This window comes from Xanthomonas sp. 3793 (assembly GCF_024806835.1).
Taxonomy (GTDB): domain Bacteria; phylum Pseudomonadota; class Gammaproteobacteria; order Xanthomonadales; family Xanthomonadaceae; genus Xanthomonas; species Xanthomonas arboricola_F.
The window spans coordinates 1-25,942 of sequence record NZ_JANTYU010000006.1; the positions used below are offsets into that span (position 1 = coordinate 1).

At 68.4% G+C, this 25,942-nt stretch carries 17 protein-coding genes and 1 pseudogene; 7 read left to right on the plus strand and 11 right to left on the minus strand.

Annotation, left to right across the window (positions count from 1 at the left end):
- The first annotated feature begins 378 nt into the window (after nt 1-378).
- Nucleotides 379-1,554: a benzoate/H(+) symporter BenE family transporter gene (locus FHY18_RS18290; RefSeq protein WP_259158469.1), complete on the plus strand. Its 1,176-nt coding sequence runs from the start codon at nt 379-381 to the stop codon at nt 1,552-1,554.
- A gap of 212 nt (nt 1,555-1,766) precedes the next feature.
- On the opposite strand, the gene bphP is transcribed toward FHY18_RS18290, so the two are convergent.
- From bphP to FHY18_RS18320, 6 genes are all read right to left on the minus strand, one after another.
- Entirely contained in the window at nt 1,767-3,671 is a 1,905-nt protein-coding gene (gene bphP, locus FHY18_RS18295; protein ID WP_259158476.1) for a bacteriophytochrome BphP, read from the minus strand.
- The gene (locus tag FHY18_RS18300) at nt 3,668-4,261 is read right to left on the minus strand and encodes a biliverdin-producing heme oxygenase (protein ID WP_259158478.1); all 594 of its coding nucleotides are present in this window, start codon (nt 4,259-4,261) and stop codon (nt 3,668-3,670) included. The genes bphP and FHY18_RS18300 overlap by 4 nt, the downstream gene beginning before the upstream one ends.
- A 99-nt stretch (nt 4,262-4,360) precedes the next feature.
- Entirely contained in the window at nt 4,361-5,626 is a 1,266-nt protein-coding gene (locus FHY18_RS18305; protein WP_259158479.1) for a TCR/Tet family MFS transporter, read from the minus strand.
- A gap of 839 nt (nt 5,627-6,465) precedes the next feature.
- Nucleotides 6,466-8,628 carry a lytic murein transglycosylase gene (locus FHY18_RS18310; RefSeq protein ID WP_259158486.1) on the minus strand — a complete coding sequence of 721 codons (2,163 nt, stop codon included), beginning with the start codon at nt 8,626-8,628 and terminating at the stop codon, nt 6,466-6,468.
- 340 nt (nt 8,629-8,968) lie between these two features.
- Entirely contained in the window at nt 8,969-9,190 is a 222-nt protein-coding gene (locus FHY18_RS18315; RefSeq protein ID WP_259158488.1) for a hypothetical protein, read from the minus strand.
- A 326-nt stretch (nt 9,191-9,516) separates the two neighbouring features.
- On the minus strand, nt 9,517-9,906 hold the full coding sequence (locus tag FHY18_RS18320) for a YchJ family protein (protein WP_259158489.1): 390 nt from the start codon (nt 9,904-9,906) through the stop codon (nt 9,517-9,519).
- 196 nt (nt 9,907-10,102) lie between these two features.
- Between FHY18_RS18320 and FHY18_RS18325 the strand changes: the two genes are divergently transcribed.
- A complete protein-coding gene (locus tag FHY18_RS18325; protein WP_259158497.1) occupies nt 10,103-10,876 on the plus strand; it encodes a TSUP family transporter in 774 nt (257 codons plus the stop codon).
- 242 nt (nt 10,877-11,118) lie between these two features.
- Here FHY18_RS18325 and FHY18_RS18330 read toward each other — a convergent pair whose 3' ends face one another.
- From FHY18_RS18330 to folE, 5 genes and pseudogenes are all read right to left on the minus strand, one after another.
- On the minus strand, nt 11,119-13,179 hold the full coding sequence (locus tag FHY18_RS18330; protein WP_259158505.1) for a TonB-dependent siderophore receptor: 2,061 nt from the start codon (nt 13,177-13,179) through the stop codon (nt 11,119-11,121).
- A gap of 216 nt (nt 13,180-13,395) precedes the next feature.
- Nucleotides 13,396-17,022, minus strand: a pseudogene (locus tag FHY18_RS18335) (SbcC/MukB-like Walker B domain-containing protein); the annotation flags it as partial.
- Between the two features lie 425 nt (nt 17,023-17,447).
- Entirely contained in the window at nt 17,448-18,149 is a 702-nt protein-coding gene (locus tag FHY18_RS18340) for a DUF4194 domain-containing protein (protein WP_259158506.1), read from the minus strand.
- Complete coding sequence (locus FHY18_RS18345) at nt 18,136-19,605, minus strand: DUF3375 domain-containing protein (protein WP_259158508.1); 1,470 nt, start codon at nt 19,603-19,605, stop codon at nt 18,136-18,138. Before FHY18_RS18345 ends, FHY18_RS18340 begins: the two co-directional genes overlap by 14 nt.
- A gap of 19 nt (nt 19,606-19,624) precedes the next feature.
- On the minus strand, nt 19,625-20,227 hold the full coding sequence (gene folE, locus FHY18_RS18350) for a GTP cyclohydrolase I FolE (protein WP_104543982.1): 603 nt from the start codon (nt 20,225-20,227) through the stop codon (nt 19,625-19,627).
- Between the two features lie 130 nt (nt 20,228-20,357).
- Here folE and FHY18_RS18355 point away from each other — a divergent pair, with 130 nt between their 5' ends.
- The 5 genes from FHY18_RS18355 to FHY18_RS18375 all read left to right on the plus strand — a co-directional run bounded on the left by FHY18_RS18355 (nt 20,358) and on the right by FHY18_RS18375 (nt 25,811).
- Entirely contained in the window at nt 20,358-20,813 is a 456-nt protein-coding gene (locus FHY18_RS18355; RefSeq protein WP_259158545.1) for a MarR family transcriptional regulator, read from the plus strand.
- Between the two features lie 93 nt (nt 20,814-20,906).
- The gene (locus tag FHY18_RS18360; RefSeq protein ID WP_024939640.1) at nt 20,907-21,125 is read left to right on the plus strand and encodes a DUF1656 domain-containing protein; all 219 of its coding nucleotides are present in this window, start codon (nt 20,907-20,909) and stop codon (nt 21,123-21,125) included.
- Entirely contained in the window at nt 21,122-22,045 is a 924-nt protein-coding gene (locus FHY18_RS18365; RefSeq protein ID WP_180707968.1) for an efflux RND transporter periplasmic adaptor subunit, read from the plus strand. Before FHY18_RS18360 ends, FHY18_RS18365 begins: the two co-directional genes overlap by 4 nt.
- On the plus strand, nt 22,042-23,502 hold the full coding sequence (locus FHY18_RS18370; RefSeq protein WP_259158560.1) for an efflux transporter outer membrane subunit: 1,461 nt from the start codon (nt 22,042-22,044) through the stop codon (nt 23,500-23,502). Before FHY18_RS18365 ends, FHY18_RS18370 begins: the two co-directional genes overlap by 4 nt.
- Nucleotides 23,499-25,811, plus strand: a complete 2,313-nt coding sequence (locus FHY18_RS18375; protein WP_259158563.1) for an FUSC family protein — start codon at nt 23,499-23,501, stop codon at nt 25,809-25,811. Before FHY18_RS18370 ends, FHY18_RS18375 begins: the two co-directional genes overlap by 4 nt.
- The last annotated feature ends 131 nt before the right edge of the window (nt 25,812-25,942 follow it).

Below are 25,942 nucleotides of genomic sequence, written 5' to 3' on the forward strand. Positions count from 1 at the left end.
TGAAGAGGAAGTTGCCGCCGCTGCACCTCAATCCGCCGTAGCGTCTTTCCGTGTAGCGAGCCGCCCATCATAGCCGGCTTTTTCGTTTCGTCAACACCTTGTGATGTTTTCGATTCGACCCGTTCGTTGTTGCGGTGCTTGAAGAAGCGCCGCCGTCCTGAGCGAGGCCGCGCAGTTTATCGAGCCTGCGCAGAAGTGCAAGCACTTTTTGACACGGCCATGACAGCAGCGCGTTTTTTGCGTGTCTGTGCCTCGCTATGGCAAGAGCACAAGCACGCTCCAACGAAACCACCCTCCAGGGTTCGCTCTATAGAAGCGCGCTGCAGTACCGCCGATGGGATGGCTCGGTAAGAATGCATGGCCCGGAGGAGCCATTCGATGCCGCCAGCCCGCAACCTGTTCCGCGATCTGTCCCTGTCTGCGATTGCAGCGGGCTTTGTCACCGTCCTGGTGGGGTTTGCCAGTTCCGCGGTGATCGTGTTCGAGGCAGCGCGTCACCTGGGTGCCGATCAGGCACAGATCGCATCGTGGATGTGGGCGCTGGGCATCGGCATGGGCGTGACCTGCATCGGGTTGTCGCTGCGCTATCGGGTGCCGGTAGTGACGGCCTGGTCCACGCCGGGTGCGGCGATGCTGATCGGCAGCGCTGCAGGGGTTCCGTTGCGCGAGGCCGTCGGTGCGTTTGTGGTCGCGGCGGTACTCGGACTGGTGGCCGGGTTCTCGGGCTTGTTCGAGCGGGCGATCAAGCGCATGCCGGTATCCCTGGCGTCGGGCATGTTGGCCGGGGTGCTGCTGCGCTTCGGACTGGATCTGTTCGTGGCGATGCAGAGCCAGCGGGTGCTGGCCGTGGCGATGCTGGCAACCTATCTGGTGGGCCGGCGCTGGTTTGCGCGCTACGCAGTGATTGCGACCCTGCTGGCCGGCATCGCCATTGCGGCGGGCAGTGGGCTGCTGCACTGGAACGGCGTGCAGCTGGAGCTGGCCCATCCGGTCCTGGTGGTGCCGTCACTGTCGTGGGCGGCGGTGGTCGGGCTGGCGGTCCCGTTGTTCGTGGTCACGATGGCCTCGCAGAACGTGCCCGGCGTGGCGGTGATCCGCGCGTCCGGCTACACGGTGCCGATCTCGCCGACGATCGGCTGGATCGGGGCGGTCAATGCATTGCTGGCGCCGTTCGGCGGCTTTGCATTGAACCTGGCCGCGATCACCGCTGCGATCTGCATGGGCAGGGAGGCGCATGAAGACCCGGCCCGGCGTTATGCCGCTGCGGTGAGCGCAGGCGTGCTGTATCTGGTGATCGGTTTGTTCGGGGCGACCGTGGCGGCGGTCTTTGCGGCGTTCCCGCGCGAGCTGGTGATGGCGATTGCCGGAATTGCGCTGCTGGGCACCATTGGAAACAGTCTGGCGGCCGCCTTGCGCGAAGACAGCGAACGCGAGGCGGCATTGATCACCTTCCTGGTGACGGCCTCCGGGCTGACCTTGGGCGGGATCGGTGCGTCGTTCTGGGGGCTCGTGGCCGGAACCATCACCTTGTTGCTGCTGCGGCCACGCAGTTGACGAAGCGGTTGCCTCCCGGCGACGGCGGCGATGCCGGCGCTCGATGTGCTTTGCTGTGTTCTCTCCGGCTTTGAGTAGTACGTCCACTCATCGACACGCAGATGCTCAATGATCTCGACGCGGCGCATCACTGGTGATGCGGCCCGTAACGACTGATGCGGCGACGGCGCCAGCATGCACCCCCATCTCCACGTCGGTGTGTCGCGCTGCGCCTATTCCGGATCGCGCAGCTGCAGCAGCCAGTGGGCGATGACGCCATTGGGGCTGGGCAGCGGTTCGAGGTGGAATTGACGGTAGATGGGCGAGCCATCGTGCACGCGCAACGGCAAGGTGACGTAGGCGGCGCGCCCCAGGCGCAAGGCGTCCTCGAGCAGTTCGACCTTAGATCTGGCGGCATCGTCGGCCACCAGGGTCAGGATGTCGCGCCCGATCAGGTCGGCGACCTCGGTCTGGCTGAGGTCGGCGAATGCCGGGTTGACGAAGATCAGCCGATGCGCGGCAGTGTCGGCGCCCCGCTCGATGATGGCCACGCCATCGCGCAGACGCGACAGCGACGCTTCGAGCAGGGTGAAGTCCTGCTGGAAGCGCTTGCGCTCCATCAGTTCGATCAACACGCGCAGGCTGCGCGCCGATTCCAGATGCAGCGGCGACCAACGCCGCGCGCGGCCGCGCACGGTTTCCTGCCACAGATCGAAGCTCTTGCGCGGCGACAGGCGTGAGTTGGGAATGTCGGCCAGCTTGGCCAGCTGCGGATTGCCGGCCCAGTTGACCGTCTGCACCTTTTCGCGGCGGGTCCACAGCAAGGCGCTGCGCGACTGCGGCATCAACGGCACGAAGATGAAGCCGGCGGCCAGCGGCGCGAGATCGGCCAGTTCAGGGAATACCTCGCCGATCGCCTCCACATGCAGGGCGCCGACGGCATCCTCGCGCAAGGCATCGTGATGCGCCGATTCGATATGGTCACGGATGCGCCGCAGCGCGGCTGCATCGGGCACGCTGCCGTGCCGGCTGATCTCCTTGCCATGGAAGATCGCCACGCCATCGGCATCGACCACGTCCATCAGGTCCGGTGCCATGTCGGCGAGCATCTCTACCGTCATCTGGGCGGCGTCGTTGAAGTCGGTGATCAACTTTTCGCGCACGGTGAGCAACACCGATTCCATGCGCGCGCGCTCGACCGCCTGCAGGGCGCCGATGCGACCGGACAGCGCGCGGGTCACCGCATCGGTGGCATCGCGCATGGCATGGCTGGTGAAGTGCGGGCTGTAGTGGTGACAGGCGATCAGCCCCCACAACGCATCGTTGACCACCAACGAAGAGACCAGGGTGGCGCTCACGCCCATGTTGGCCAGGTATTCCAGATGCACCGGCGAAACGCTGCGCAGGCTGACATCGCTCAGATCCACCGGAGTGCCCAGACGCGGATGCAGGGTGGGCACGATCGGCGACGACTGGTAGCCGACATCGGCGATCTGGCGGACGCGGTTGCGCAAATACAGCGCGCGCGCCTGCGCCGGGATGTCGGTGGCGGGATAGCGCTGGCCAAGATAGGCCAGCAGCTCGGGGTTACGCGCTTCGGCGATGACTTCGCCGTTCCACTCTTCGTCGAAGCGGTAAATCATCACCCGGTCGAACCCGATCATGCTGCGCAGGCCCTTGGCCGCCCGCACCGCCGCTTCGTCGATGCCGGGATCGCGTTCGATGCTGCGCAACAGCGGCAGCGCTTCGCGCAGGGTGACATCCATCAGGCGGGCGTCGCGCGGCTCGATTTCGACCAGCCATTGCTCCGGATACAGATGCCAGGCAGCCACCCAGGCGTGCTCGGGCGGCACGGCGCGCGCGGGAAAGCGCGCCTCGGCGTGCAATAAATGCTGGGGGTGCGCATCCACCGCGAATGGCTGCGCCTCGGGCACCTCCAGCACCTGGACGTACGGCATGCCCAACAGCGTCTGCAGCGGCACGCCGAGCAGGTCGGCGGCGGTGCTGCTGGCCTGCACGATGCGACCATCGGCCGGTTCGATCACCAGCAGCACGCCGTAAGGCTGGATCATGCCGGGGATGTGGATCGGCTCGCGCGCGCAGACATCCATGTCCAGGGGTTCGGTGGGCTGATTCACGGGCGCGGCTCCGCTGCGAGGCAGGTATGGAAGTGGGCAAACATGGCTTGCGCGCCCTCGATGGCGCCAGCGCGCGCGCGCGGGCTGTCCAGGCAGTGATCGAGCACCGTCTGGAAACGGCGCCAGCCGGCGGTATCGTCGTCGGCCAGCTCGAAATATTTCAGGGCGTCGGCCAGCGCGGGGCGATGCCGGCGCAGGCTGCGGGCAATCATGCGGCCGCCCAGCTGCGAGCCTTCGATCACGTACAACATGCCCCAGCGCGTGGCGGCGTCGGCGCCGGCCGGTGGAGCCAGCGGCGTATCCGGTGCCTGGTCGAGCGTGCGCAGATCCGCGCGCAAGGCCGGCGCACGCCGGCGGTAATGCCAACCGTTGCCGACCAAGGTGTCCAGCCAGTCGCCAAACCGGTCTTCGAAACCGGCCAGCACTGCGTGGTGTCGGCGCAGGATCAGCGCGTAGCCGGCGCGCTCGACCTGCCCCTGCCCGAGCGCCTGCATCAGCGGGATTGCTTCGACCAGACGATGCGTGTCCTGGGTGGCATGGCGCAGCGCGCGCGCAGCCGAAGCGGGGACGGCCAGGGTGTCGGAACGCATAGGAAATCGAGGCGGTGCCGGAGCACGGGAGACACCAGCCTAGCAGTGCCCGCGCAAATCAGAAAAAGCGGGCGCGAGCATTATATGAATGCGTTGCCATCAGCCAAGTGCCGCATTGGCCTGACCACGGTTGCGCCCCGCCCTTGCCCATGCCATCAACCACCCGGCGGCGAGCAGTACGCCGGCCAGCAACCACGGCGCGCCGGGCAGGTGTAACGGCGCGCCGCTGCCGATGAACCAGGCAAACACGTTGGCGAACAACAACGGCCCGGCGATACCGGCCAGGCTGACCAAGCCGCTCAAGGCGCCCTGCACGCGGCCTTGCGCATCGGCGCCGACTTCGCGGGTAATCAAGGCTTGCGCGGCCGGCGCGGCGATCGCCCAGAACGCGCTGATCGGCACGCCGATCAGGAAGGCGGTACCGCTGTCGGCCAGCCCGTAGATGACGAAGCCCACCACCCCGCAACCCAGGCCGAGCAACAAGGCGCGACGTTCGCCCAGCCACCGCACGATGCGGCCGACCAGCAGCGCGTTGACGATGATGCTGCAGACCCCGACCCCGGCCAGCACCCAGCTCACCTCGCGCGGGCCCCAGTGATACTGGTAACCGGCGAACAGCACGAAGATGCTGGGATAGACGTAATGCGCAAGGTTGGCCAGAAACACCACCGCCGCCAGACCGAACACCTGCGGGTAGCGCCGCAACAGCTTGAGCGCGCCCAGCGGGTTGGCATGCGCCCACTCGAGCCGCGCGGTGCGACGCTCGGGTGGCAGCGATTCGGGTAGCACCAACCAGCCGTACAACACGTTCAACAGGGCCAAGCCTGCGGCAAACCAGAACGGCCAACGCAAGCCGATGCCGCCCAGCCAGCCACCGATCAACGGGCCGGCGACGAAGCCAATGCCGAACGCGGCGCCGAGCATGCCGAACGCGCCGGCGCGTTTGTCGGCCGGAGTGACGTCGGCGATGTAGGCATTGGCCGTGGAAAAACTGGCCGAACAGATGCCGGAGATCACCCGTGCCAGCAGCAACATCGGCAAGCTGTGGGCGATGGCCATCAGGATGAAGTCCAGCCCCAGCCCCAGGCACGAGAGCAGGATGACCGGGCGACGGCCGAAGCGATCGGACAGGGCGCCTTGCAGCGGCGAGCAGACGAACTGGATGGAAGCGAACAGAAAGCCGAACCAGCCGATCCAGCCGGCGGCGACCACGTAGTCGCCACCGGTGAAATGGCGCACCAGATCCGGCAGTACCGGGATGATCACGCCGAAGGACAGCACGTCGATCAGCACGGTGATGAAGATGAAGATCAACGCGGCGCGGCGACGCCCCGGGGCTGGAGCGGAATCGGCGGAGGGAGACATCGCGCGGCCCAGGGTAGCGAGGCGGGAAGTGTAGCTGCCGATTGGGTCGGATCGGACCTGGATGCGTGACGCGGCGTGGGCAGCACGAGGCTCAAGGGCGTTGTGATCGGTGCACTCGGCTGGACTGAGCTCGACCGCAGCAGATCCGTGCCACCGCTCTGCTGGAGATCGTTTGGGGTTTAGCGCGGCTCGCGCAAGCCGTGCCTGAGTGAAGTAATGCCTGAAGGGCGATGTCAGCTGAGCGTTTTGGCTGGGAGCAGCGTTGAAGGATGCGGGTGCGCTTGGCTGGAGCCGTTGTAGAAACCGTACCCTCATCCGCCCTGCGGGCACCTTCTCTCGATGGAAGAAGGAGGTTGGGCGTGCGAGGTGTTTCTAGTGCCCCTCGCCTGCCGACCCCGAGACAAGATTCGAAAACCTGCTGGACTCGGCTGGGCAGTTGCAGAAACCGTGCCCTCATCCGTCCTTCGGGCACCCTCTCCCGGTGGGAGAAGGAAGGTGGGCGTGCGAGCTGTTGTTCGTGCCCCTCCTCCCGCCGGGTGAGGGCTTGGGGTGAGGGTGCGGCGGCGCGTGTGGTGAAGCTGGGCTGCTTTACCCCCGTCGGGAGGCCGCGCTGACGATCTGGATCTTTCGCCCGTCTGAAGTCTGCCGGCTTTCGCCGGCTACACCCATTGAGCAGGTTGAAGACACTGCGCGACGATCAGACGGAGCGCGCTCGGTCGCAACGCTCCGCTCCAGATCGACTGGATGCGACATCAACGCGCAAGCATCCATTGACCAGCCGCCGTCGGTAGACGATCTGCGCGCCCGGTTGGGTGGCAGCGGCGGCAACGACCGATGGGTTATTCGACGCTGATGGTCTGGCTCAGGGTATGGCTGGCGCCGGGGGCCAGTTCGATCACGTCCGGGCCGGCGTTGGCCGCTTCCAGGCAGACGTAGTCGCGCCAGCCCTCGCCCACGTCGGCCATCTTCTTGCCGGCCTCTTCGCCCGGGTTCCAGGCCACCAGCGAGCGGCTGCCCTCGGTGGCGATGACGATGCGGCGGCCGAGCACCGGGTCGGTGAGGGTATAGCGGCCGCCGGCGTTGACGTAGATGCGGTCGCTGCGGCCGGGATCGCGCGGGTCGCGCAGGCTCCAGTCGCCTTGCTGGCGGTGGGCGCTGGCGTAGTTCTCGTACTTGTCGAGGTAGTCCAGCCCGTCCAGGCCCTGCACGCTGACCTTGAGCGCGTCGCCGACACGGAAATAGTTATGCAGCGCCTGGGTGAAGCGCACCGGAGCGGGGCTGGTGTTTTCGGTGATCAGGCGTTGTTCGAGGGTGCGGCCGATGCGCAGGGTCATGCGCAGGCGCAGCGCCAGGTCGTCGAAGCTGGGCGGGGCCAGGGTGAGCGCCACGGTGCCGTCGTCCTCGCGTCGGCTCTCGGTGAGCTGCCAGGGCACGGTGCGCACGAAGCCGTGCGCGGGGACCTCGCCGGTCTGGTCCTGGCGGCCGAAGTACGGCCAGCACACCGGGGCGCCGCCGCGGATCGGGGTGGGCGGCTGCTTGGCGAGCGGCGACAGCCACATCACGTCCTGGCCGCCCTTGGGCACGAACGACAGCAGCTGGCCGCCGAACAGGCTGATCGCCGCAGTGGAGAACGGGGTGTCGATCAGCAGCGAGGGAAAACCGTGGAAGTCGCCTGTGGTCAGGCCGGTGGTGTCGGACATGGGGGATGCCTTGTGGACGATGGGAGATTGGGCGAATGCGGGATAGGCGGCCGGCAGCTTGAAGGCGGTGCCGCGCACGGCCGCCATGCCGGTGAGCGGCGGCGCGACGCGCAAGGCGGCGAGGATGCGCTGGCCGGGGCGGCCATCGGCCGGCTGCAGGCCCAGCCGGGTCTGCTCGACCTGGATGGCGCGGCGGGTGGCACTGCCGACCATGCCGTCGGCCTCGCCGATCTGGTGGCCGCGGGCCAGCAGCAACTGTTGCAGGTCGCGGCGCTCCGGGCGACCCAGGCCGGGGTCGTCGGTGGGCCAGGCGGCGAGCAGGCCGGGGCCGCCGCGCAGGCGATCGGCCAGCAGCGCGATCGACAACGCGTAGCTTTCGGCGGCGTTGTAGGCGTAGATCGCATCGTAGTTGCGGAATACCAGGAACGCCGGGCCGGTGGCGCCGGCCGGCAGCAGCAGCGCGGCAGGCGTCTCGGCGGGCAACCCGGACGGGGCGAGCGGCTTGCCGTCGGTACCGAGCAGGCCGGCGGCCTGCCAGGCCTGCAACGGTTGGCGGCGGGTACGGCCGGCCTTGCTGGCGTCGAAGCCGCGCGGCAGGGTGACTTCCATGCCCCACGGGCGGGCGCGCTCCCAGCCGGCCTTGACCAGGTAGTTGGCGGTGGAAGCCAGCGCGTCGGGAATGCTGGCGACCAGGTCGCGGCGGCCGTCGCCGTCGCCGTCCACCGCGATGCGGGCATAGGTCGAGGGCATGAACTGGGTCTGCCCGAAGGCGCCGGCCCAGGAGCCGGTGAGGCCATCCGGCGACAGGTCGCCGCGTTGCAACAGGCTGAGCAAGGCCAGGAACTCGCCGCGGAAGAACGACTGGCGGCGGCCTTCGCACGACAGCGTGGCCAGCGACACCAGCAGCGGGCGCTTGCCGGTGACGCGGCCGTAGTCGCTCTCCACGCCCCAGACCGCCACGATGGTGGCCGGGTCGACGCCGGTCTGCTCGGACAGGCGGGCGAGCAAGTCGCGGTGGGTGACCAGCATGGCCTGGCCATCGGTGACGCGCTGGCTGTCGACCAGGCTGGCCAGGTAATCCCAGATGGGCGTAGTGAACTCCGGTTGCGCGTCCAGCAGCGGCAGGACACTGGGATCGGGCGCCAACCCGGCGGTAAAGCGCTGGAAATCTGCGGTGTCCACACCTTTGGCGGCGGCCTGGGTCTGCAACCCCGCCAGGCAACGGTCGAAGCCCGGATCGGCGCAGGCGACCAGCGGCAGCAAGGCCATCAACAGCGGCAAGGCGCGCCGGGTCGGCGTCATGGCGCGGTGGCCGGCGGGTGGACGGAGGTCATGCGGTACTGCACTCCAGCGGTGAGTCGATCCGCGAGGATAGCCAACCTGGCTGGATCCAGGCGTGCAAGCGGCGGTGCCGGGAGCAATGCGGTGGCTGTCGCGCGAGGCGCTGCGAGCGTGATGGAGGCCAGACCGGTGGGCTGGCTCGGCGGCTGCGGGGCTGGCGCCGGGTGTCTGCTGCCACCGAATAACGACAAACGCTCGGCACCGGGACCTGTCCACCGGGCAACCGCTCCACTCAGGAGTGTGCTGGCTGCGGCCTGCTTGCCATTGCGGCTGGGGTAAAGCGCGCCTCAGCGGTGACGTATCAGCTGCGGTCGCCGGTGATGCCGCTCAGCAGCGACAGCGCCGGCGTGGAGGTGCCGGACTCGGCGACGCGGCGGGGACGTGCGCGGCGCGGCGCATCGTGGCGCGGCGCATCGTGGCGCGGCCCGAAGCGGACCATGCAGGTGGCCAGCAACGCCGGCAACACGATTGCAAAGACCACCACGGCCATTAGCGCCCACTGCCAGAAGTTGAAGGTTCCCATGATCGCTGTCCGCCCCCGCGGCGAGCTCCGCCGCGCGGCAAGCTTCCTGGATCGGCTGCGAACGCCGTGTCGACAAAGTGGCGCTATGGGCGCCGTTGGTCGGGGAACGTGGCGATGGGCGAGGTGCACGATGCCTGTTTGCGACGGCGACGGCTGGAGGCGGCGGGGCCCGGCTGGAAGACGGCAGGCCGGGGGGCAACGGCAGAGCTGGAGGCTGCGGTCCGCCGACGGCTTGGGGAATATGCCTGGGTTGGCGTGGAGCGCCAGCGCTGGTCCGCGCATCGGGCAGCTCCTGCCTGCGCACACTCCGGCGCGGCTGGCTGCGCTCAGCGCGCGTCGAGGTAGTACCAATGTCCGTGTTCGCGCACGAAGCGGCTGTGTTCGGTCATGCGCACCGCGCTGCCGCCGCCGATGCGGTAGCGGGCCAGGAACACCACCTCGGCGGTGTCGGTGCCGGTGACGATGGCGCGTTGCACGGTCAGGCCAAGCCAGGTGGTTCGGCCGCCCTCGTCCAGCGACAGTTCGGCCGGACGCGTGGACGGGTGCCAGCTGGCGAGCAGGTAATCCACATCGCGGCGGACGTAGGCGCTGTAGCGCGCACGCATCAGGGTTTCGGCGTCGGGTGCGGCCGCGCCGGCGTGGTATTGCCCGCAGCACTGCGCGTAGTCGGCGGCGCGGCCGCAGGGACAGGGATCGGTGGGGATGGAGGTCGGCATCGGGCAATTGTGCGGGAATTGGGAATTGGGGAGGAAGCTGGTGCTTGGCTCCCCGTACCCTTACCCCAACCCCTCTCCCGGGGGGAGAGGGGCTTTTGAAGGCCGCTTGCTTGCGCCCCACTCCCCGCCCTTGCTGTGGGATTACGCCGCGCGGTGCGACGGCTATGCTGTCGCCCCCGTCGTGCGGAGCGCCGCCTTGCTGGACCTGATTCCCACCGAGTTGCCGTGGCTGCTGTGCATCGCCTTCGTCGCCGGGCTGGTGGATGCGGCGGTGGGCGGCGGTGGCCTGATCCAGTTGCCGGGTTTGTTCGCCACGCTGCCGCAGCAGGCGCCGTCGCTGATTCTGGGCACCAACAAGTTCAGCGCGATGTTCGGCACCGGTGCGTCGGCGTGGCGCTATGCGCGCAATGTGCGCTTTCCGTGGCGGCCGGTGCTGTACGCGACGGTGGCGGCGTTTACGTTTTCTTTTCTGGGCGCGACTGCGGTCAGCCTGATGCCAAAGCAGGCAGTGCGGCCGCTGATCCTGGCGCTGCTGATCGCGATGCTGGTCTACACGCTGATCAAGAAGGACTTCGGTGCGCTGCATCGCCCACGCCAGATCGGCCGGCGCGAACTGATCACTGCCCTGGCGATGGGCGCGGCGATCGGGTTCTACGACGGGTTCTTCGGCCCCGGCACCGGCAGTTTCCTGATCTTCCTGTTCATCCGCTTTTTCGGGCTGGACTTTCTGCGCGCCTCGGCCGCGGCCAAGGTGGTGAACCTGGCCACCAACCTGGCAGCGCTGTCGTTCTTCCTGCCCAGCGGCCAGGTGATGCTGGCGATCGGCATTCCGATGGCGGTGGCGAACGTGGCCGGTGCGGTCGCCGGCACGCGGATGGCGCTGCGCGGTGGCACGCCGCTGATCCGCAAGTTATTCCTGGTGCTGGTGATCGTGCTGATCGGCAAGATGGGCTGGGATCTGCTGCACTGAGGCCGCAGGCGAACACGTGACGCGTGATGCGTGACCGCTGATGCAACCCGATGGTGCACACGCATGCCTCAGGCGAACAAAAAGACAGCGTCGGTGCGCGCTGTCATCCGCTTCATGGAACCGATCGAACACGCTGCCCATGCGATGGCGATTGTTCGGAATCACGGGGTTGCATCCGTCCGTTGCGGCGGCAGGGCACCGGCCGCACATCGGGCAACCGCCTGCTGCCGCACCGACAGGATTTAAAAATCCACGCTCAGCGTCGCCGACAAGGTGTGCGGTGCGCCTGGATAGTTGGTGGTCTGCGTCACCGGTTGCTCGATGTAGAACCGGTTGGCGACATTGCGCAGCATCAGCGCCAGCTGGTACCGGCCGCCGAAGCGGTACGCCGCCGAGGCATCGAAGCGCGTGTAGCCGGCAATGCGGTAGCTGTTGGCGAGATCGCCTTCGCGCTCGCCCACATGCACCGCGCCGGCGCCCAGGGTCAGGCCGTACAGCGGTCCGCTGACGACGTGATAGGTGCTCCATAGACTGGCGCTGACCCGCGGCACGCCGCGCAGGCGATTGCCGACCGGGATGACGGTGTCGCGGGTGACCTGGGCGTCCAGATAACCGGCGCCCAGGATCAAGCGCCAGTTCTGGGTGAGCTCGCCGGTGATGTCCAGCTCCAGCCCGCGCACGCGCTGCTGGCCGGTGACCAGCACGAAGCCATCGTTGTCCGGATCGTTGCTGGCGACGTTGTCCTTGGTGATCTGGAATGCGGCGGCGGTGGCGAGCACCCGGTTGTCCAACAGCGCGCTCTTCAGGCCGAGCTCGTACTGGCGGCCGGTTTCCGGTGGTGCGCTGCCGCCGGAAAACAGCGTGGCGCTGCGCGGCCGAAACGAGGTGGAGGTGTTGGCGTACAGCGACAACTGCGGCGCAGCCTTCCACACCACGCCGATGCGCGGCGAGGCGCGTCGGCCGTCCTCGCGGGTGCGCGCGCCGTTGTCGATGGTGGTCTGCTGCACATCGTCCCAGCGCACGCCGGCCAGCACGTCCCAACGCTCGCCGATGCTGATCTGGTCCTGCAGGTACAGCGCGGCATAGCGCGCATCGACGTCGATCTCGCGCGCCGGCACATAGGTGCCCGGCAAGGCGCCCTGCACCGGGTTGCGCAGGCTGATGCGGGCCAGCGGCGCGCGCGCTTCGTCGGTGTGGCGATGCGCATCGACGTACTCGGCACCGGCCAGCACCTGATGGCGCAGCGGGCCGGTGGCAAAACGCGCCAGCGCTTCGGTCTGTGAGGTCGTGGCGCGCACCTGCTGGTCCTGGCGCACGGCGCGGCGCTGCAGAAACGCACGGTCGGCGCTGAAGCCGGTGAAGTCGGCCACGTCGCGGCCGCTGTCACCGTCCTGGTGGTTGAGGATCTGGCGCAGCGTCAGCCAGCCGTTGGCGTCATACTCGATGCGCCCGCGTGCGCTGCGCGAAGTGCCGTGATTGCGCGACCACGGTTCGCCGAAGCTGCGCTCCGCCGGGCCACGCACCACCCCGTCGATGGCGACCAGCCCGCGATCGCCCGGGCTGGTCTGGCGCGTGTATTCCAGATCCAGATCGGCGCGCAGCTGCGCGGACGGCCGCCACGCCAACGAGGGCGAGACGAACACGCGATCGCCATCGGCCTGCGCGTCCCGAAAGCTGCCGGTGTCCTGCGCGGCGGCGCTGAGCCGTGCCGACACGGTCGGGCCCAGCGGGCCGGTTACGGTCGATTGCACGCGGCGCAGGCCGTGTTCGGCCACCTGCACCGAGGCGTTGCCGCCGAACACCGCGTCCGGGCGCAGCGTGACCAGATTGATCACCCCGCCGGGTTCGCCGCGCCCGTACAGCACCGCCGCCGGGCCCTTGAGCACTTCCACCTGGGCGACATTGGCCAGATCGCGCACGGTCTCGGTGAAGTTCTGCGCCGGGTTGAGCAGGATGCCGTCGACCGCATACGAAGACGCCTCGAAGCCGCGGATGACGAAGGTTTCCGAGCGATTGCCCTGGGTGCCGCCGGGCTGCACGTTGGAGACATTGGCCACCACATCCACCAGCCGGGTGAGCTGCTGTTCGTCGATGACCGAGCGCGGCACCACCTGGATCGCCTGCGGAATGCGCTCCACCGGCGTCTGCGTGCGGGTGGCACCGGCGGCTTTTTCCGGCCGGTACAGGGCGCGTTTTTCGCTGACCACGATGGCGTCGAGCAGGCTGGCCTCCTGGGCGGAGGCCGGCAATGCAGCAAACAGGGACACAAACAACAGGTGGCGAGGCGCAGGCAGAGGGGTCATCAGGATCTTCAGCGGGGCGATGCGCGCACTGGCGGGCACATCTGGCCGCTAATGATAACGATTCTTATCTACGTGCGCCGCCCTGCAATGGGCCTGCCCCGCGACGCCTGCGACCGCAGGGCGGTGACGCAGGCATCGCCGGCGTCGCACCTAGCGTTTTCTGCTCGGGGCGTTGGCGGATCCGCGCGTGGACGCAGGACGCGCCTTGGCTGTCGTGGTTTTGGCCGGCGCGGGCCTGGCAGCGCGCGCCGCGGTTGGCCTGGTTTCGCCACGTAGCGCTGTGGTGGCGCGCTTGCTCGCCTTGGCCGTCACGTCGTCCTGGGCAGGGGCATCCTGCACTACCGCAGCCTCTTCGCCAGAAGCGGGACCGACGCTGTCCACCGGCGCCTGGCGCTGAGTCGCATGCGCTGCATCCTCGCGCTGCGTAACGCCCGCAGCCTGTTCCGCACTTGCAGGACCAGCCTCGTCCCCGCGCGAGCGCTCGGGCAACTGGAGTCGCTGCGCCTGCGCGTCGTATTCGATCAACAGCACGCCGGAGTTGTGCCGGCCGCTGATTTCCACGAAGCAGGCACCGCCGATGAACGGCTCCAGCGTCATCACCGATTTCAGCGGTGTGGCCACCACCATCTGAAAACCGAAGTTCTCGAAGATGTTCATCGCCAGCGCGGTGAATTCGTTGTCGGCCTTGTCGAAGGCCTCGTCCAGCACCACCGCGCAGTAGCGCGGCAGCTCGCCGTCTTCGCCACCGAGCTGGTAGCGCAACGCGGCGGCCAGGCAGGTGGTTGCCAGTTTCTGGCGCTGACCGCCGGATTTGCCGGCGCCGCTGCGGTAGATCTCCACCTGCGCGCGGGTCTGCGCGTCCAGTTCAACACCGATGAATTCCACATGCAGGCGCACGTCCAGCACCTGCTCGCGCCAGCGACGTGCGTCCGGTTCCTGCGCGCCCAGGCGTGCCACCAACGCGCGCAGGGTGGAAAACTGCGCTTCGGCCAGTGCGCGGTCTTCGGTCTGTTGATGCGACAGCACCGCGCGCAGCTGTTGCTGGAATTCCTGCACCTCGCCCAGGCGACGGTCGCTGACCTCGATGGTCAGCAGCGTGCCGCGATTGAACGGCACCTGCTCCAGGCTGGCATTGACCTCGTCCATGCGCTGCTTGATGCCCTTGTGGGCCTCGGCGGTGTGGCGCTGCAGGGCGAGCAGATTGTTCTTGCTCTGGGTCTGCAGCAGGTCGAAGAAGCGGTGCTCGTGGCGCGGCAGGCCATCGCTTTCCAGGCGATCCAGGCGCGCGAGAAAATCGTCGGCACTGGCCAGGCTCACGGTGAAATCGCCGCTGTCTTCCGGCCACTGCTGGCAGTACCTGCGGAAGCAATCGAGCAGCTGCGCGCTGAGCCGGCTGTCGCGGCCCTGGCTCTCGGCCAGTTGCTCGGCCAGGCCGCGCTCGACCACGCGGAAATGCGCCTCCAGGTTGTCCAGCGACAGCGGGGCCAGCGCCGCCAGGCGTTCGCGCAGGCCCTGCAGCTGGGTGGGCGTGAGTGCGGCGGTGCCGGCACGGCTGGCGCAGGCGGCGTGCTGCTGTTCGAGCCGGATCCGCTCGCGCGCGAGCTGCGCGCGCTCCAGCCGCACCTCCTCGTAGGTGCGCTTGGCCTGGTCGCGCAGGGTGCGTGCGGTCTCGATCGCCTGGCCGAGCGCGCGCAGGCCGCTGTTGCCTTCGCGCAGTTGCAGCAGCTGTTCGTCGATATCGCTCAGGCGCTGCAGCTTGGGGCCGACATCGATCTCGTCCCAGTCGCGCTCCACCAGGGTGTGCGCGGCCAGCTGCTGTTCCTGGTCCTGCTCGCGTTGCCTGCGCAGCGCGGCCACGTCGGCATCGCAACCGGCGATGCGCTGGGCCAGCGTCTGCGCTTCGCGCTCGAACACCTTGAGCTTGTCGCGGTTGTCGTGACCCAGCAACCAGCGCTTGCGGTCGTTGACCGCGTGGCGGTCGTCCTTCTCATAGCGATCGCCCGGATGCTTGACCTGCCCTTCGCGGGTGATGGCGCGGTCGGCATTGCGCAGCGCGGCGGCGTTGTCGACGCATTCGTAGTCGAAGCGACGCATCAGCTCGTTGCGCAACCACTCGGTGAAGGCGTGCTCGCGCAGCTGCAGCTTGCCCGGCAATGCCCGCGCATCCGGCGCGCGCGCATGCAGCGCATCGTTGCGACGCACCCGGAAGTACACCAGCCGCGTGCCGATGTGGGTGCGGTTGACCCACTCGCTGACCTGCGCGTAATGCCGGTCGTCCACCAGCAGCGACTGCGCAAACCCGCTGAGCACGCGCTCGATCGCACCGCGCCAGGCCGCCTGGTCCTCGCGCACCTGCACCAGCTCGCCGACGAACGGCAGCGCCGCTTCGGCAATGCCGGTGTCCTCGCACAGGCGCGCCCGCAAGGCCTGCATCGGTGCCGGCATGCTCGATGGCGCGCGCTTCAACGCGTCCAGTTCGGCGCGGATCTCGGCAAAGCGTCGCTCGTCGTCGCGGCGTGCGCCCATGCGCTCGGCAATCGCCTCATCCAGCGCGCTGGCGTCGTGCTTGCCGTTCTCGAGTACGGTCTGGGCATGCTCTACCTGGGCGGCAAAGCCGCTGGCGCCTGCGGCCAGGGCCGTGCCGAGCTGGCGACAGGCCTGTTCGATTTGCGCGCGCCGCCGCAGACGCTCGTCGCGCTCGCGCTCGACCCGTGCGCGCTCGCGTTCGAGTTCCTCGATCTGCTCGCCACCGGCGGCGCGTTGTTCGCGTTCCAGACCGGCCAGTTTCTGTTCGTGATTGTCCAGCGACTCGCGCCGCTGGCCTTCTTCGCCGGCCAATCCACGGTCCTGGCTGTCGAGCTCGTGCAGGCGCGTCTCCAGCAAGGCCAGACGCTGCTGTTCGCGATAGCTGTCCACACCCAGCTGCAGCTCGCGCAGCTCGCCGACGCTGTGGCGCAAGGCCATCAGTGCCGCATGGTGTTCGCGTGCCGGGCTCAGCGTTTCCACCTGGCGCCGTGCGGTGACCACCGCATGATGGGCGCCATCGAGTTCGGCGAAGTCTTCCACCAGCCGGTCGGCCGCCTCGAACGTGCGCGGCTCGTCCAGCATGAAGCCGCGCAGGAACACATTGAGATCGCCCAGATTCTTGGCCGACTGGGTCTTGTGCAGCAACCGCAGCGCCATCTCGTTGCCGATGCCCAGCACATGCCGGAAACGCTCCGCGTAGCCGGCGAAGCCGTCGAAATGCGCGACCTCCTCACCCAGACGCGCCTTGAGCTTGCGCAGATCCAGATCGAAGCCATCCAGTTCGCTGGCCACGTCGAAGCTGCGCGGCGCGACCATGTAATGCCGGCGCACATCGGCCGCGGCATTGCCGCTGCCGGCGATCCAGAACAGGCGAATCAGGCTGACCGCCTCGCCGTGCGCGTTGCGGTACTCCAGCACCAGCGCCGACCAGGTGGCGCCCTTGCGCAGGTATTGGGTGGCGATCTCGCCCGAGGCGCTGTCCTGCTGATCGGCCCAGGCACCACGCACATACGACACCAGGCTGCGATCGCGTCCACTGCGCTCGGCCTCGCGTGCGGCAGCGTTGAAGTCGACGATGCTGGGCGGGGTCAGCAGTGCCGACATCGCATCCAGCAGGGTCGACTTGCCCGACCCGGAGCGCCCGACGAACAGGAAGCCCTTCTCGGCGATCGGCACCTCGGTCAAGCCATTGAACGTGCCCCAGTTGTGCACCTGCAACCGCCGCATGCGGAACTGCTGCGCGCGCTGCTCGGCCAGCGAATCAGTGAACAGGGACGCGCCCGGCTGCGCCGGCGACAGGTTGGACTGGGAATTCATGGCTCACTCACCAAAACGGGATGACGGGTAACGCTGAAGACGAATCACATCACGCATGTTCGAAGCGGGGTATCGGGTGTTGGGTGTTGCTGGAGGGGCGGTGGTCTGGCGGTGGTACGGGGACGGCCCTTCGCGGCCTGGGCCGCTCCTACGGGGCGTGATGCGCTGGATGGACACGGGTGAGTGGCGGGACCGGGTGCTGGTCGATGAGCGGGACGCTGATGCCTTACTGCCGCCCGGGAAGAAGGTTGCTCGCTTTCTTCGGGACGTGAGTGCTGGTGGTTGCCGTCGCGCAACGTATGACGCGGGGCTACACATTCTCCAGGCGTCGTCTATCAGGCATCGCGATAGGCCGTCCCCTCATCCGCCCTTCGGGCACCTTCTCCCGGTGGGAGAAGGGATGGCGCCCGGGGTGCAGACGCCGATCACTCCAACGCAACCTCCCCTTCTCGCAACTCCCGATACGCCATCACCAGGGCCTGCACGTCCTCGGCCGAGAACAACAATTTCAGCACCGGCGACACTTCATACCGCTCCTCGCTGCCGCGCAAGCGCGACAACAACTGGTTGTCGCGCATCTTGCCGATCGCCGTCATCACCCGTCGCGCGAATCCTGCGCGGTCGGTGGACAGGTTCTTCTCGTAGACCGACAACGCCTCCACCAGCTGCGCCTCGTCCACCACTGCGCGCTCGCCACGCGTATCGGCCTCGGCCAGTTGCTGGCGCAGGAACAGCAGCAGCACCGACTCGATAAAGGTCAGCGGCGCGCTGCGCAGCAGGGTCGGCGATTCCAGCTCGGCGGTATCGGCCTGACGGGTGAAGGCCACCCCGCCCTCGCGGTCCAGCACCAGTTCCAGGAACAGCTCGCACAACACCTGGCGGATCGGCGCTTCGTGGCGCAACAGCGCAGGCCACAACGCACCGTGGCGTTGCGCGTCGATGCTGGGGCCGGCCAGCAGCTGGCACAGCGCGCGCCGCGCGTCGAACGGCAGCGTGCCGGTGTCGCCCAGAAACAGCTCGCCGCGCGGCTGTGCAGGCGATGTCTCCGTCAGGGGCGTGCGGCCGGCATCGGCCGACGCGCCCGTGTCCTCGTCCGCATCCAGGCGGGTGTCCTCAGACCAGTTCATTGCGTTTCTCCCGGGTGAACCACACCAAGGGAATGCGTGCGCGCCGCAGGGCGCCGTCGCCGCCTTCCCATTGCACCGTTTCCATCTGTCCGTCGATCACCACGCCGTGGCGCGTGCCCAACGACAGGTAGCCGATCACGCTGCCCAGGCCCTGCGCGGCCGGGCGCTGCTGCAGCGCATCGCCGATGGTGAGCCGCGGCTGTTGGCCAAGCAGTACGTAAAGATCGTTGCGCAAGGTGCGCACGTCGATCTCCGATTGCGCGACCAGATCGCCCACGCTGTCGAGCGAAATGTCCGCCGCATCGGCGGCCTGCACGCGGCCATCGACCTGGGTCAGGCGCGGGTCGTGCAGGCGCCATTGCGACAGCGAACGCAGGCGGGCCGCGCTCAACGCCTGGGTGTAGCCGGTGGCGGTGGTGGCGTGCAGGCTGTCGCGCAGCTGCAAGGCTTCGCCCTGCGCCTGCCTGAGCAATTGATTGAGCCGGCGCTGTTCCAGATAGCCACGGCTCTGCACGAAACCGCGCAGGCTGCGCGCGAAGTGCTGCATTACCGTGTGCACCTCGCCGCCGCGCTCCAGCAGCGTGCCGGTCAGCCCGCGCAGGAAGGCGCGTTCGCGCCGGTCCAGCTTGCGGGCGAAGCCGCGTGCCAGCAGCGCGTCCAGTGCCTGATCGAGCTGGCTGCTTTGCTGGGTGTCGTTGAGCAGGCTCCAGAACGCTTCGAAGGTGCGCCCGGCCTCGCTGTCGGCGATCACGTCCACGCCGTTGAACAGCTGCTCCAGCACATCGCCGCGCGCGCCCTCGTCGTCGATGATGCGCTCGCGGAACTGGCGGTTGAGCTGTTCGAAATCGTCGCGGACGCGATGGAAGTCCTCGGCCAGCTCGTCGGAGAGATGGATCAGGTCGCGGGCGCGCTCCAGCGCGCGCTTGCCGTCCAGCGCGGCCACGCGGCCCGAAGCCACGCGTTCGATCTCGGCATCAATGCGCGCGCGTTCTTCGCGCAAAGCGGCCAGGCGCAGCTCCGGGTCGGCTTCGGTCTGCCCGGCCAGCTGCACCAGCTGCTGGATCACCAGCGACAGGCGGCTTTCGGTGGCGCTGCTGCTGCTCTCGCGCAGGCCGACGATGAAGCGGATGGCCTGGGTGGCCGCGCGCGACAGCTCGTATTCCTCTTCGGCCGCGCCTTCGGGCAGGCGGCGTTCCAGCCAGCCCTGCGCCAGCCAATGCGCCAGATAGGCCTGCGCGGTACGCGGCAGCTCGCGCGAGAGTTCGTCGGCGCGCAGCGCGTCGAGCTGGCGTTGCAGGCGCTCGTGCAGCACGGCCGAGGGCAGGCGGCGTTCGCCGTCCAGCAACACCGTCTGCAGCAGGCCGATCAGCTCCGGCGCGTGGTCGGCGGCCAGCAGTTTCCACACCGGCTGCTCGCGCAACTGGCGGTAGCCGGCAATCCGTGCCTGATGCTTCATGGCGACTGCAACGGCTGCCTCAACGCTTGCCGCCCACTTCGATGAACTGCAGGAATTCGGCGCGAGTACGCGCGTCTTCGCGGAAGCTGCCCAGCATCTTGGAGGTCACCATGCTGACGCCGCGCTTGTGGATGCCGCGGGTGGTCATGCACTCGTGCGCGCCTTCCACCACCACGCCGACGCCGCGCGGCTGCAGCACGTCCTGGATGCACTGGGCGATCTGCGCGGTCATCTTTTCCTGCACCTGGAAGCGCCGCGCATAGCTTTCCACCACGCGCGCCAGCTTGCTGATGCCCACCACCTTGCCGCGCGGCAGATAGCCCACGTGCACCTTGCCGATGATCGGCGCCATGTGGTGCTCGCAATGGCTTTCGTAGGAGATGTCGCGCAGCACGATCAGCTCGTCGTAGCCGGCCACCTCTTCGAAGGTGCGTTCCAGATACTCGCGCGGTTCCTCGCGGTAGCCGCTGAACCAGTCGCCATAGGCCTCGGCAACCCGGCGCGGGGTATCCAGCAGGCCTTCGCGGGCCGGGTCTTCGCCGGCCCAGCGCAGCAGGGTGCGCACGGCATCTTCGGCCTGGGCCTGGGTGACGGGGGAATCGGGCTGGTCGGACTGGCTCATGCGCAGGTGCACCCAAAGGGGGCGAGCATGGTACCCGAGGACGGGCCGGCGGCCCCAGTGGCGGTTGCGCCGGCTTGCGCGGGTTCAGTGACTATTGATTCATTGTTGAATTGATAGCATCCTATCTATTATGACGAACAGCGTTCTCTCCCCCCGTGCCCAGCTCAGCTCCGGCCTGCTGGTCGCCGCCCGCCAATGGCAGCGGCTGGCCGACCAGGCATTTGCCGACTTCGGGCTGTCCAGCGCCTGCACCGGGCCGTTGCTGATGATCGGCCGCTCCGGCGGCGGTATCCGCCAGGTGGCGCTGGCCCAGCAACTGGGCATGGAAGGCCCCTCCCTGGTGCGGCTGCTGGACAAGCTGTGCGCGCAGGCATTGGTGCGCCGGCAGGCCGACAGCAGCGACCGCCGCGCCAACCAGCTGTGGCTCACCGACGCAGGCCAGGCGCTGGTCGGGCGCATCGAGATCCGCCTGGATGCGCTGCGTGCGGAGGTGTTCGGCACGCTCAGCGAAGCGCAGGTGCAGGTGGTGCTGACGCTGTGGGAGCAGATCGCGCAGGCGCATGCGCGGCTGAGTGGGTCCGACTGAGCCAGTTGTAAGGCGTCGTGCTGCGACGCGTGTAGTGCCTTGCCGATGTCCTGGCGCGCGCGGCGCCGGGCGTCGTTGTTTTCCTTTCCCAGGATGTGCCCGATGTACGGCGAATTCAGTCTCTACGGTGTGTTCGTTCCCACCTTGCTGGCGTTGATGACGCTGGCCTACCTGCTCAACAGCGCCATCGGTGCGCTGCTGACCCGGGCCGGCGCCTACCGGCACATCTGGCACCCGGCGCTGTTCAACCTGGCGCTGTACATCGCGCTGCTGGGTGGCCTGTTTTCCCTGACCCGTTGGATGCAATCGTGAAAAAGCTGATCAAGACCGCGGGGCCGGCGCTGCTGACCCTGGCGATGGTGGTGGTGGCTGCGGTGGTGCTGCAGCACCTGTGGCGTTATTACATGGAGGCGCCGTGGACGCGCGATGCGCACGTGGGCGCCGATGTGGTGCAGGTGGCGCCGGATGTGTCCGGGCTGGTGGAGCAGGTGGCGGTGGCCGACAACCAGGCGGTGCGGCGCGGGCAGTTGCTGTTCGTGGTGGACCGCGCACGCTATGCGATCGCGCTGGAACAGGCGCGCGCCGCGCTGGCCGAGCGCCAGGCCACCTTGAACCAGTTGCGCCGCGAGATCGCGCGCGACCGCAGCCTGCAGGACCTGGTGGCCGCCGAAGATGCCGAGGTACGCCGCTCCAATGTGCAAAAGGCGCAGGCGGCGGTGGCCACCGCGCAAGCGGCGGTAGACCTGGCCCAGCTCAATCTGGACCGCACGCAGGTGCGCAGCCCCGCCGACGGCCACATCAGCGACCGCACCGTGCGCGTGGGCGATTACGTCAGTGCCGGGCGCCCGGTGGTGGCGGTGCTGGATACCGGCTCGTTCCGCGTCGATGGCTATTTCGAGGAGACCCGCCTGCAGGGCGTGCATGCCGGCCAGCGCGTGGACGTGCACTTGATGGGCGAGCCGGCCACCTTGCACGGGCATGTGCAGAGCATCGCCGCCGGGATCGAGGACCGTTACCGCAGCGGCAGCGCCGGCGCCTTGCCCAACGTCACCCCGGCGTTCGACTGGGTGCGGCTGGCGCAGCGCATCCCGGTACGCATCGTGCTGGACCAGGTGCCGGCGCATGTGCAGCTGATCGCCGGGCGCACCGCCACCGTGAGCATCCTGCCGGACGCCGTGCGTGACGCAGCCGCCAGCGCGCCTGCCCGCGTGCAGGCCAAGGCCGCGCCATGAACCGCAGCGTCTTGCGTCCTGTGGGATTGGCCGCACTGCTGAGCGCCCTGAGCGCATGCAGCACGGTCGGCCCGAACTACGCCGTGCCGGACGATTCGGCCTACCAGCGTCCGGCCGCCAACGCGGCGTTTGTCGACACCGGCAACGCCCAGGTGCAGGCCGGCGCGCCGCTGCCGGCACGCTGGTGGGCGCTGTATCAGGACCCGATGCTGGACCGCCTGATCGAACAGGCCTTGCGCGACAACGTCGAGTTGAAGGTGGCCGGTGCCAACCTGCGCCGCGCCGCCGCGGTGTACGAACAGGCGCTGGACGCGGGCGGTTTCGATTACGAGGTGGACGCCGGCGTCAGCCGCGCGCAGGTCTCGGCCGAGGCGTTCCTGCAGCAGGAAAAGCTGCCGGTGTTCAACCTGGCCGATGGCAAGCTCGGGGTGTCGTATCAGTTCGACCTGTTCGGCAAGCTGCAACGCGGCGCCGAGGCCGCGCAGGCCGATACGCAGGTCGCCCAGGCCGCGATCGATCTGGCGCGCGTCAACGTGGCCGCGCAGGTCGCCGGCAGTTACGTGGAGATCTGCCACGCCAACCACGAGCTGCACGTGGCCGAGCATTCGCTGCAGTTGCAGCAACGCAGCCGCGACATCACCCAGCGCCTGATCGCTGCCGGCCGCGGCACCCCGCCCGATCTGGCCCGCGCCACCGCACAGGTGGCGATGCTGGAAGCGGCACTGCCGCCGCTGCGCGCGCGCCGCCAGGCCGCCGGGTATCAACTGGCCGCGCTGCTCGGCAAGACCCCCGGCGAGGTGCCGGCCGGCGTGGACAGCTGTGCGCACGCGCCGGCCTTGCAGCAACCGATTCCGATCGGCGACGGCCGCGCGCTGCTGGCGCGTCGCCCGGATGTGCGCCAGGCCGAGCGGCGGCTGGCGGCAGCCACCGCGCGCATCGGCGTGGCCACTGCCGAGCTGTATCCGGATATCCGTCTGGGCGGCTCGATCGGTGCCACCGGCCTGCTGGCCGACTTCGGTGAGCCGGCCACGCATGCCTGGTCGTTCGGCCCGCTGATCTCGTGGACGCTGCCATCCGGCGGCGCGCGTGCACGCGTGCGCGCCACCGAGGCAGGCGCGGACGCGGCGCTGGCACAGTTCGACCACACCGTGCTGCAGGCGCTGCGCGAGGTGCAGACCGCCTTGTCGCGTTACGCGCAGGATCTGGACCGCCTGCACCTGCTGGAACAGGCGCAGCAACAGGCCGAGCTGGCGTCGGCGCAGAACCGGCGCCTGTATCAGGGCGGGCGCACGCCGTATCTGTCCAGCCTGGATGCCGAGCGCACGCTGGCCACCGCCGACATGACGCTGGCCAATGCGCAGGCGCAGGTCTCGCAGGATCAACTGCAGCTGTTCCTGGCGCTGGGCGGTGGCTGGGAAGCGGCCGCCGGCCGCACCGACCCGACTGCCGCGCGATGAGTGCGCTGCTGCGCGATCGCCAGGCCTGGCTGTTTTCGGCCAAGACCTTCGCCGCGTCGATCGCGGCGTTGTACGTGGGGCTGGCCGGCAATCTGTCGCGGCCGTACTGGGCGATGGCCACGGTCTACATCGTCTCCCAGCCGCTGCTCGGCCCCACCCGCGCCAAGGGCGTGTACCGCGTGCTCGGCACCTTGCTGGCCGGCGCGGCCACCCTGGTGATGCTGCCGAACCTGGTGGAGACGCCGTTGCTGCTCAGTGCGGCGATGGCGCTATGGCTGTCGGCCTGCCTGTTCCTGGCGCTGCTCAATCGCGGCCCGCGCGGTTATGCGTTTCTGCTGGCCGGCTACACCACCGCCTTCATCGGCTTCCCGGCGGTGACCGCGCCGGAAGGCATCTTCGACACCGTGGTGGCGCGCAGCGAGGAGATCATCCTGGGCACGGTGATGGCGGTGCTGTTCGCCGCGCTGGTGTTCCCCGCCTCGGTCAAGCCGATGCTGACCGCGCGTATCGGCAACTGGATGCACGACGCCGCGCAATGGTGCCGGCAGGTGCTGCAGCGCGGCCCGTCGCAGGCACCGCGCAATCGCCTGGCGGCAGACCTGGTGCAGTTCGAAGCCTTGATCGCCTTCGTGCGTCACGACGACCCGCGGCATGCCACCGCGGCACCGGCCATGGAGCAACTGCGCGCACGCATGCTGATGCTGCTGCCGGTGCTGTCGTCGATGGCCGACCGGCTGGATGCCTTGCAGCGCGATGGGTCGGCGTTGCCGGCTGAGATTGCAGCGCTGATGGAGGACGTCGCGGCCTGGGTGGATCAGGACGAGGACGCACGCAGCGATGCGGACGTCGACGCCTTGCGTGCACGCATCGCCGCACTGCGCCCGGCGGTGGACCAGGACATCGAGCATCTGCTGCTGGCGAGTTTGCTGCTGCGGCTGGAAGAGCTGCTCGACCTGTGGCAGGACTGCCGCGCGCTGCAGCAGGCGGTGGTGCACGGCACGGCGATGCCGGTGCTGCGTGCGATACCGGCTGCGGCGAGACAAGCTACAACGGCGGAATCATCCGAACGGGCTGGCACTGCACAAAGCGAACCTGCTGTGCGTTCGCGCATGCAGCCTTCATTGCTGCAGCGCCTGGGCTGGTCACGACGCGATGCTGCAATGGCCGAATCACCCGAAAGGACCGAGGCTGCGCAACGCGAGCCTGCCGCGCGTTCGCGCACGCAACCCTCGTTGCTGCAGCGGCTTACCCGGTCACCGCGCGACCCAAGCGATGCACCGGTACCTGCCAGCGGCGCGCGGCACATCGACTTCGGCATGGCCGCGTTTTCCGCGCTGAGCGCGGGCTTTGCGTTGATGGCGTACTGCGTGCTGTGGATCGGCATCGGTTGGGAAGGCGGCGGCAACGGCGCGATGATGGCCGCGGTGACGGCAGCGTTCTTCGCCGCGCAGGACGACCCGGCGCCGAGCATGCTGTCGTTCCTGACCTGGGCGGTAGTCGCCAGCGTGGTCGCCGGCGTTTACCTGTTCGGCATCTTCCCGGCCATCCACGATTTCCCGATGCTGGTGCTGGTATTGGCGGCGGTATTCCTGCCGATCGGCGCGTTGCTGCATCGCCCCAAGAGCATGTTGATCGCGCTGCCGCTGGTGGTAAACCTCACCGCCCTGCTCAGCCTGCAGAACACCTACAACGCCAATATCCAGAGCTTCGTCAACGCGGCGGTGGCGATGGTGCTGGGCATTGGATTTGCGGTGGTGCTGACGCGCTTGTTCCGTTCGGTGGGCGCCGAATGGAGCGCGCGCCGGCTGGTGCGCCAGGGTTGGCGCACGCTGGCCGATGCCGCCGAGGGCCGCGGCGTACAGAACCGGCAGCACTTTGCCGCCCGCATGCTGGACCTGCTTGGCCTGCTCGCACCCCGGTTGGCCTTGGCGCCGGAAGGCAGCGACCTGGCCTCGATGGACATGCTCAACGAAGTGCGCGTGGGCTTGAACATCCTGCAACTGCGCAGTGCGCGGCATGGCTTGCCGCAGTCGAGCGTTGATGCGGTGGATGCGATTCTGGCCGATGTCGCCGCGCATTACCGGCAACAGATCGCGCACAAGCGGCCGTTGCCTGGGCCGGATGCGCTGCGTGATCGTCTGGATGCGTCGCTGGCGCGCGTCGGCAAGGTGCCGGCAGGTGCGCATCGCGATGAGGCGCTATTGGGTTTGATTGGTTTGCGTTACAGCGTGTTTGCACAGACGGCGCCGCACACCCAGAGAAACACCGGTGCTGAGCCGCCCTTGGCCCCTCTCCCCGCGGGGCGATAAGGCACTGCCTGCGCGTCACGGGTGCGCGTGCCTTGGAGCGCCCGCGCTGCTGGCGCGGGCCGGGGCGCGGAGCGGGGTTGGGGTGAGGGTACGTTTACCAATCCACGACCGCGGTATCGATGCTTCACCTT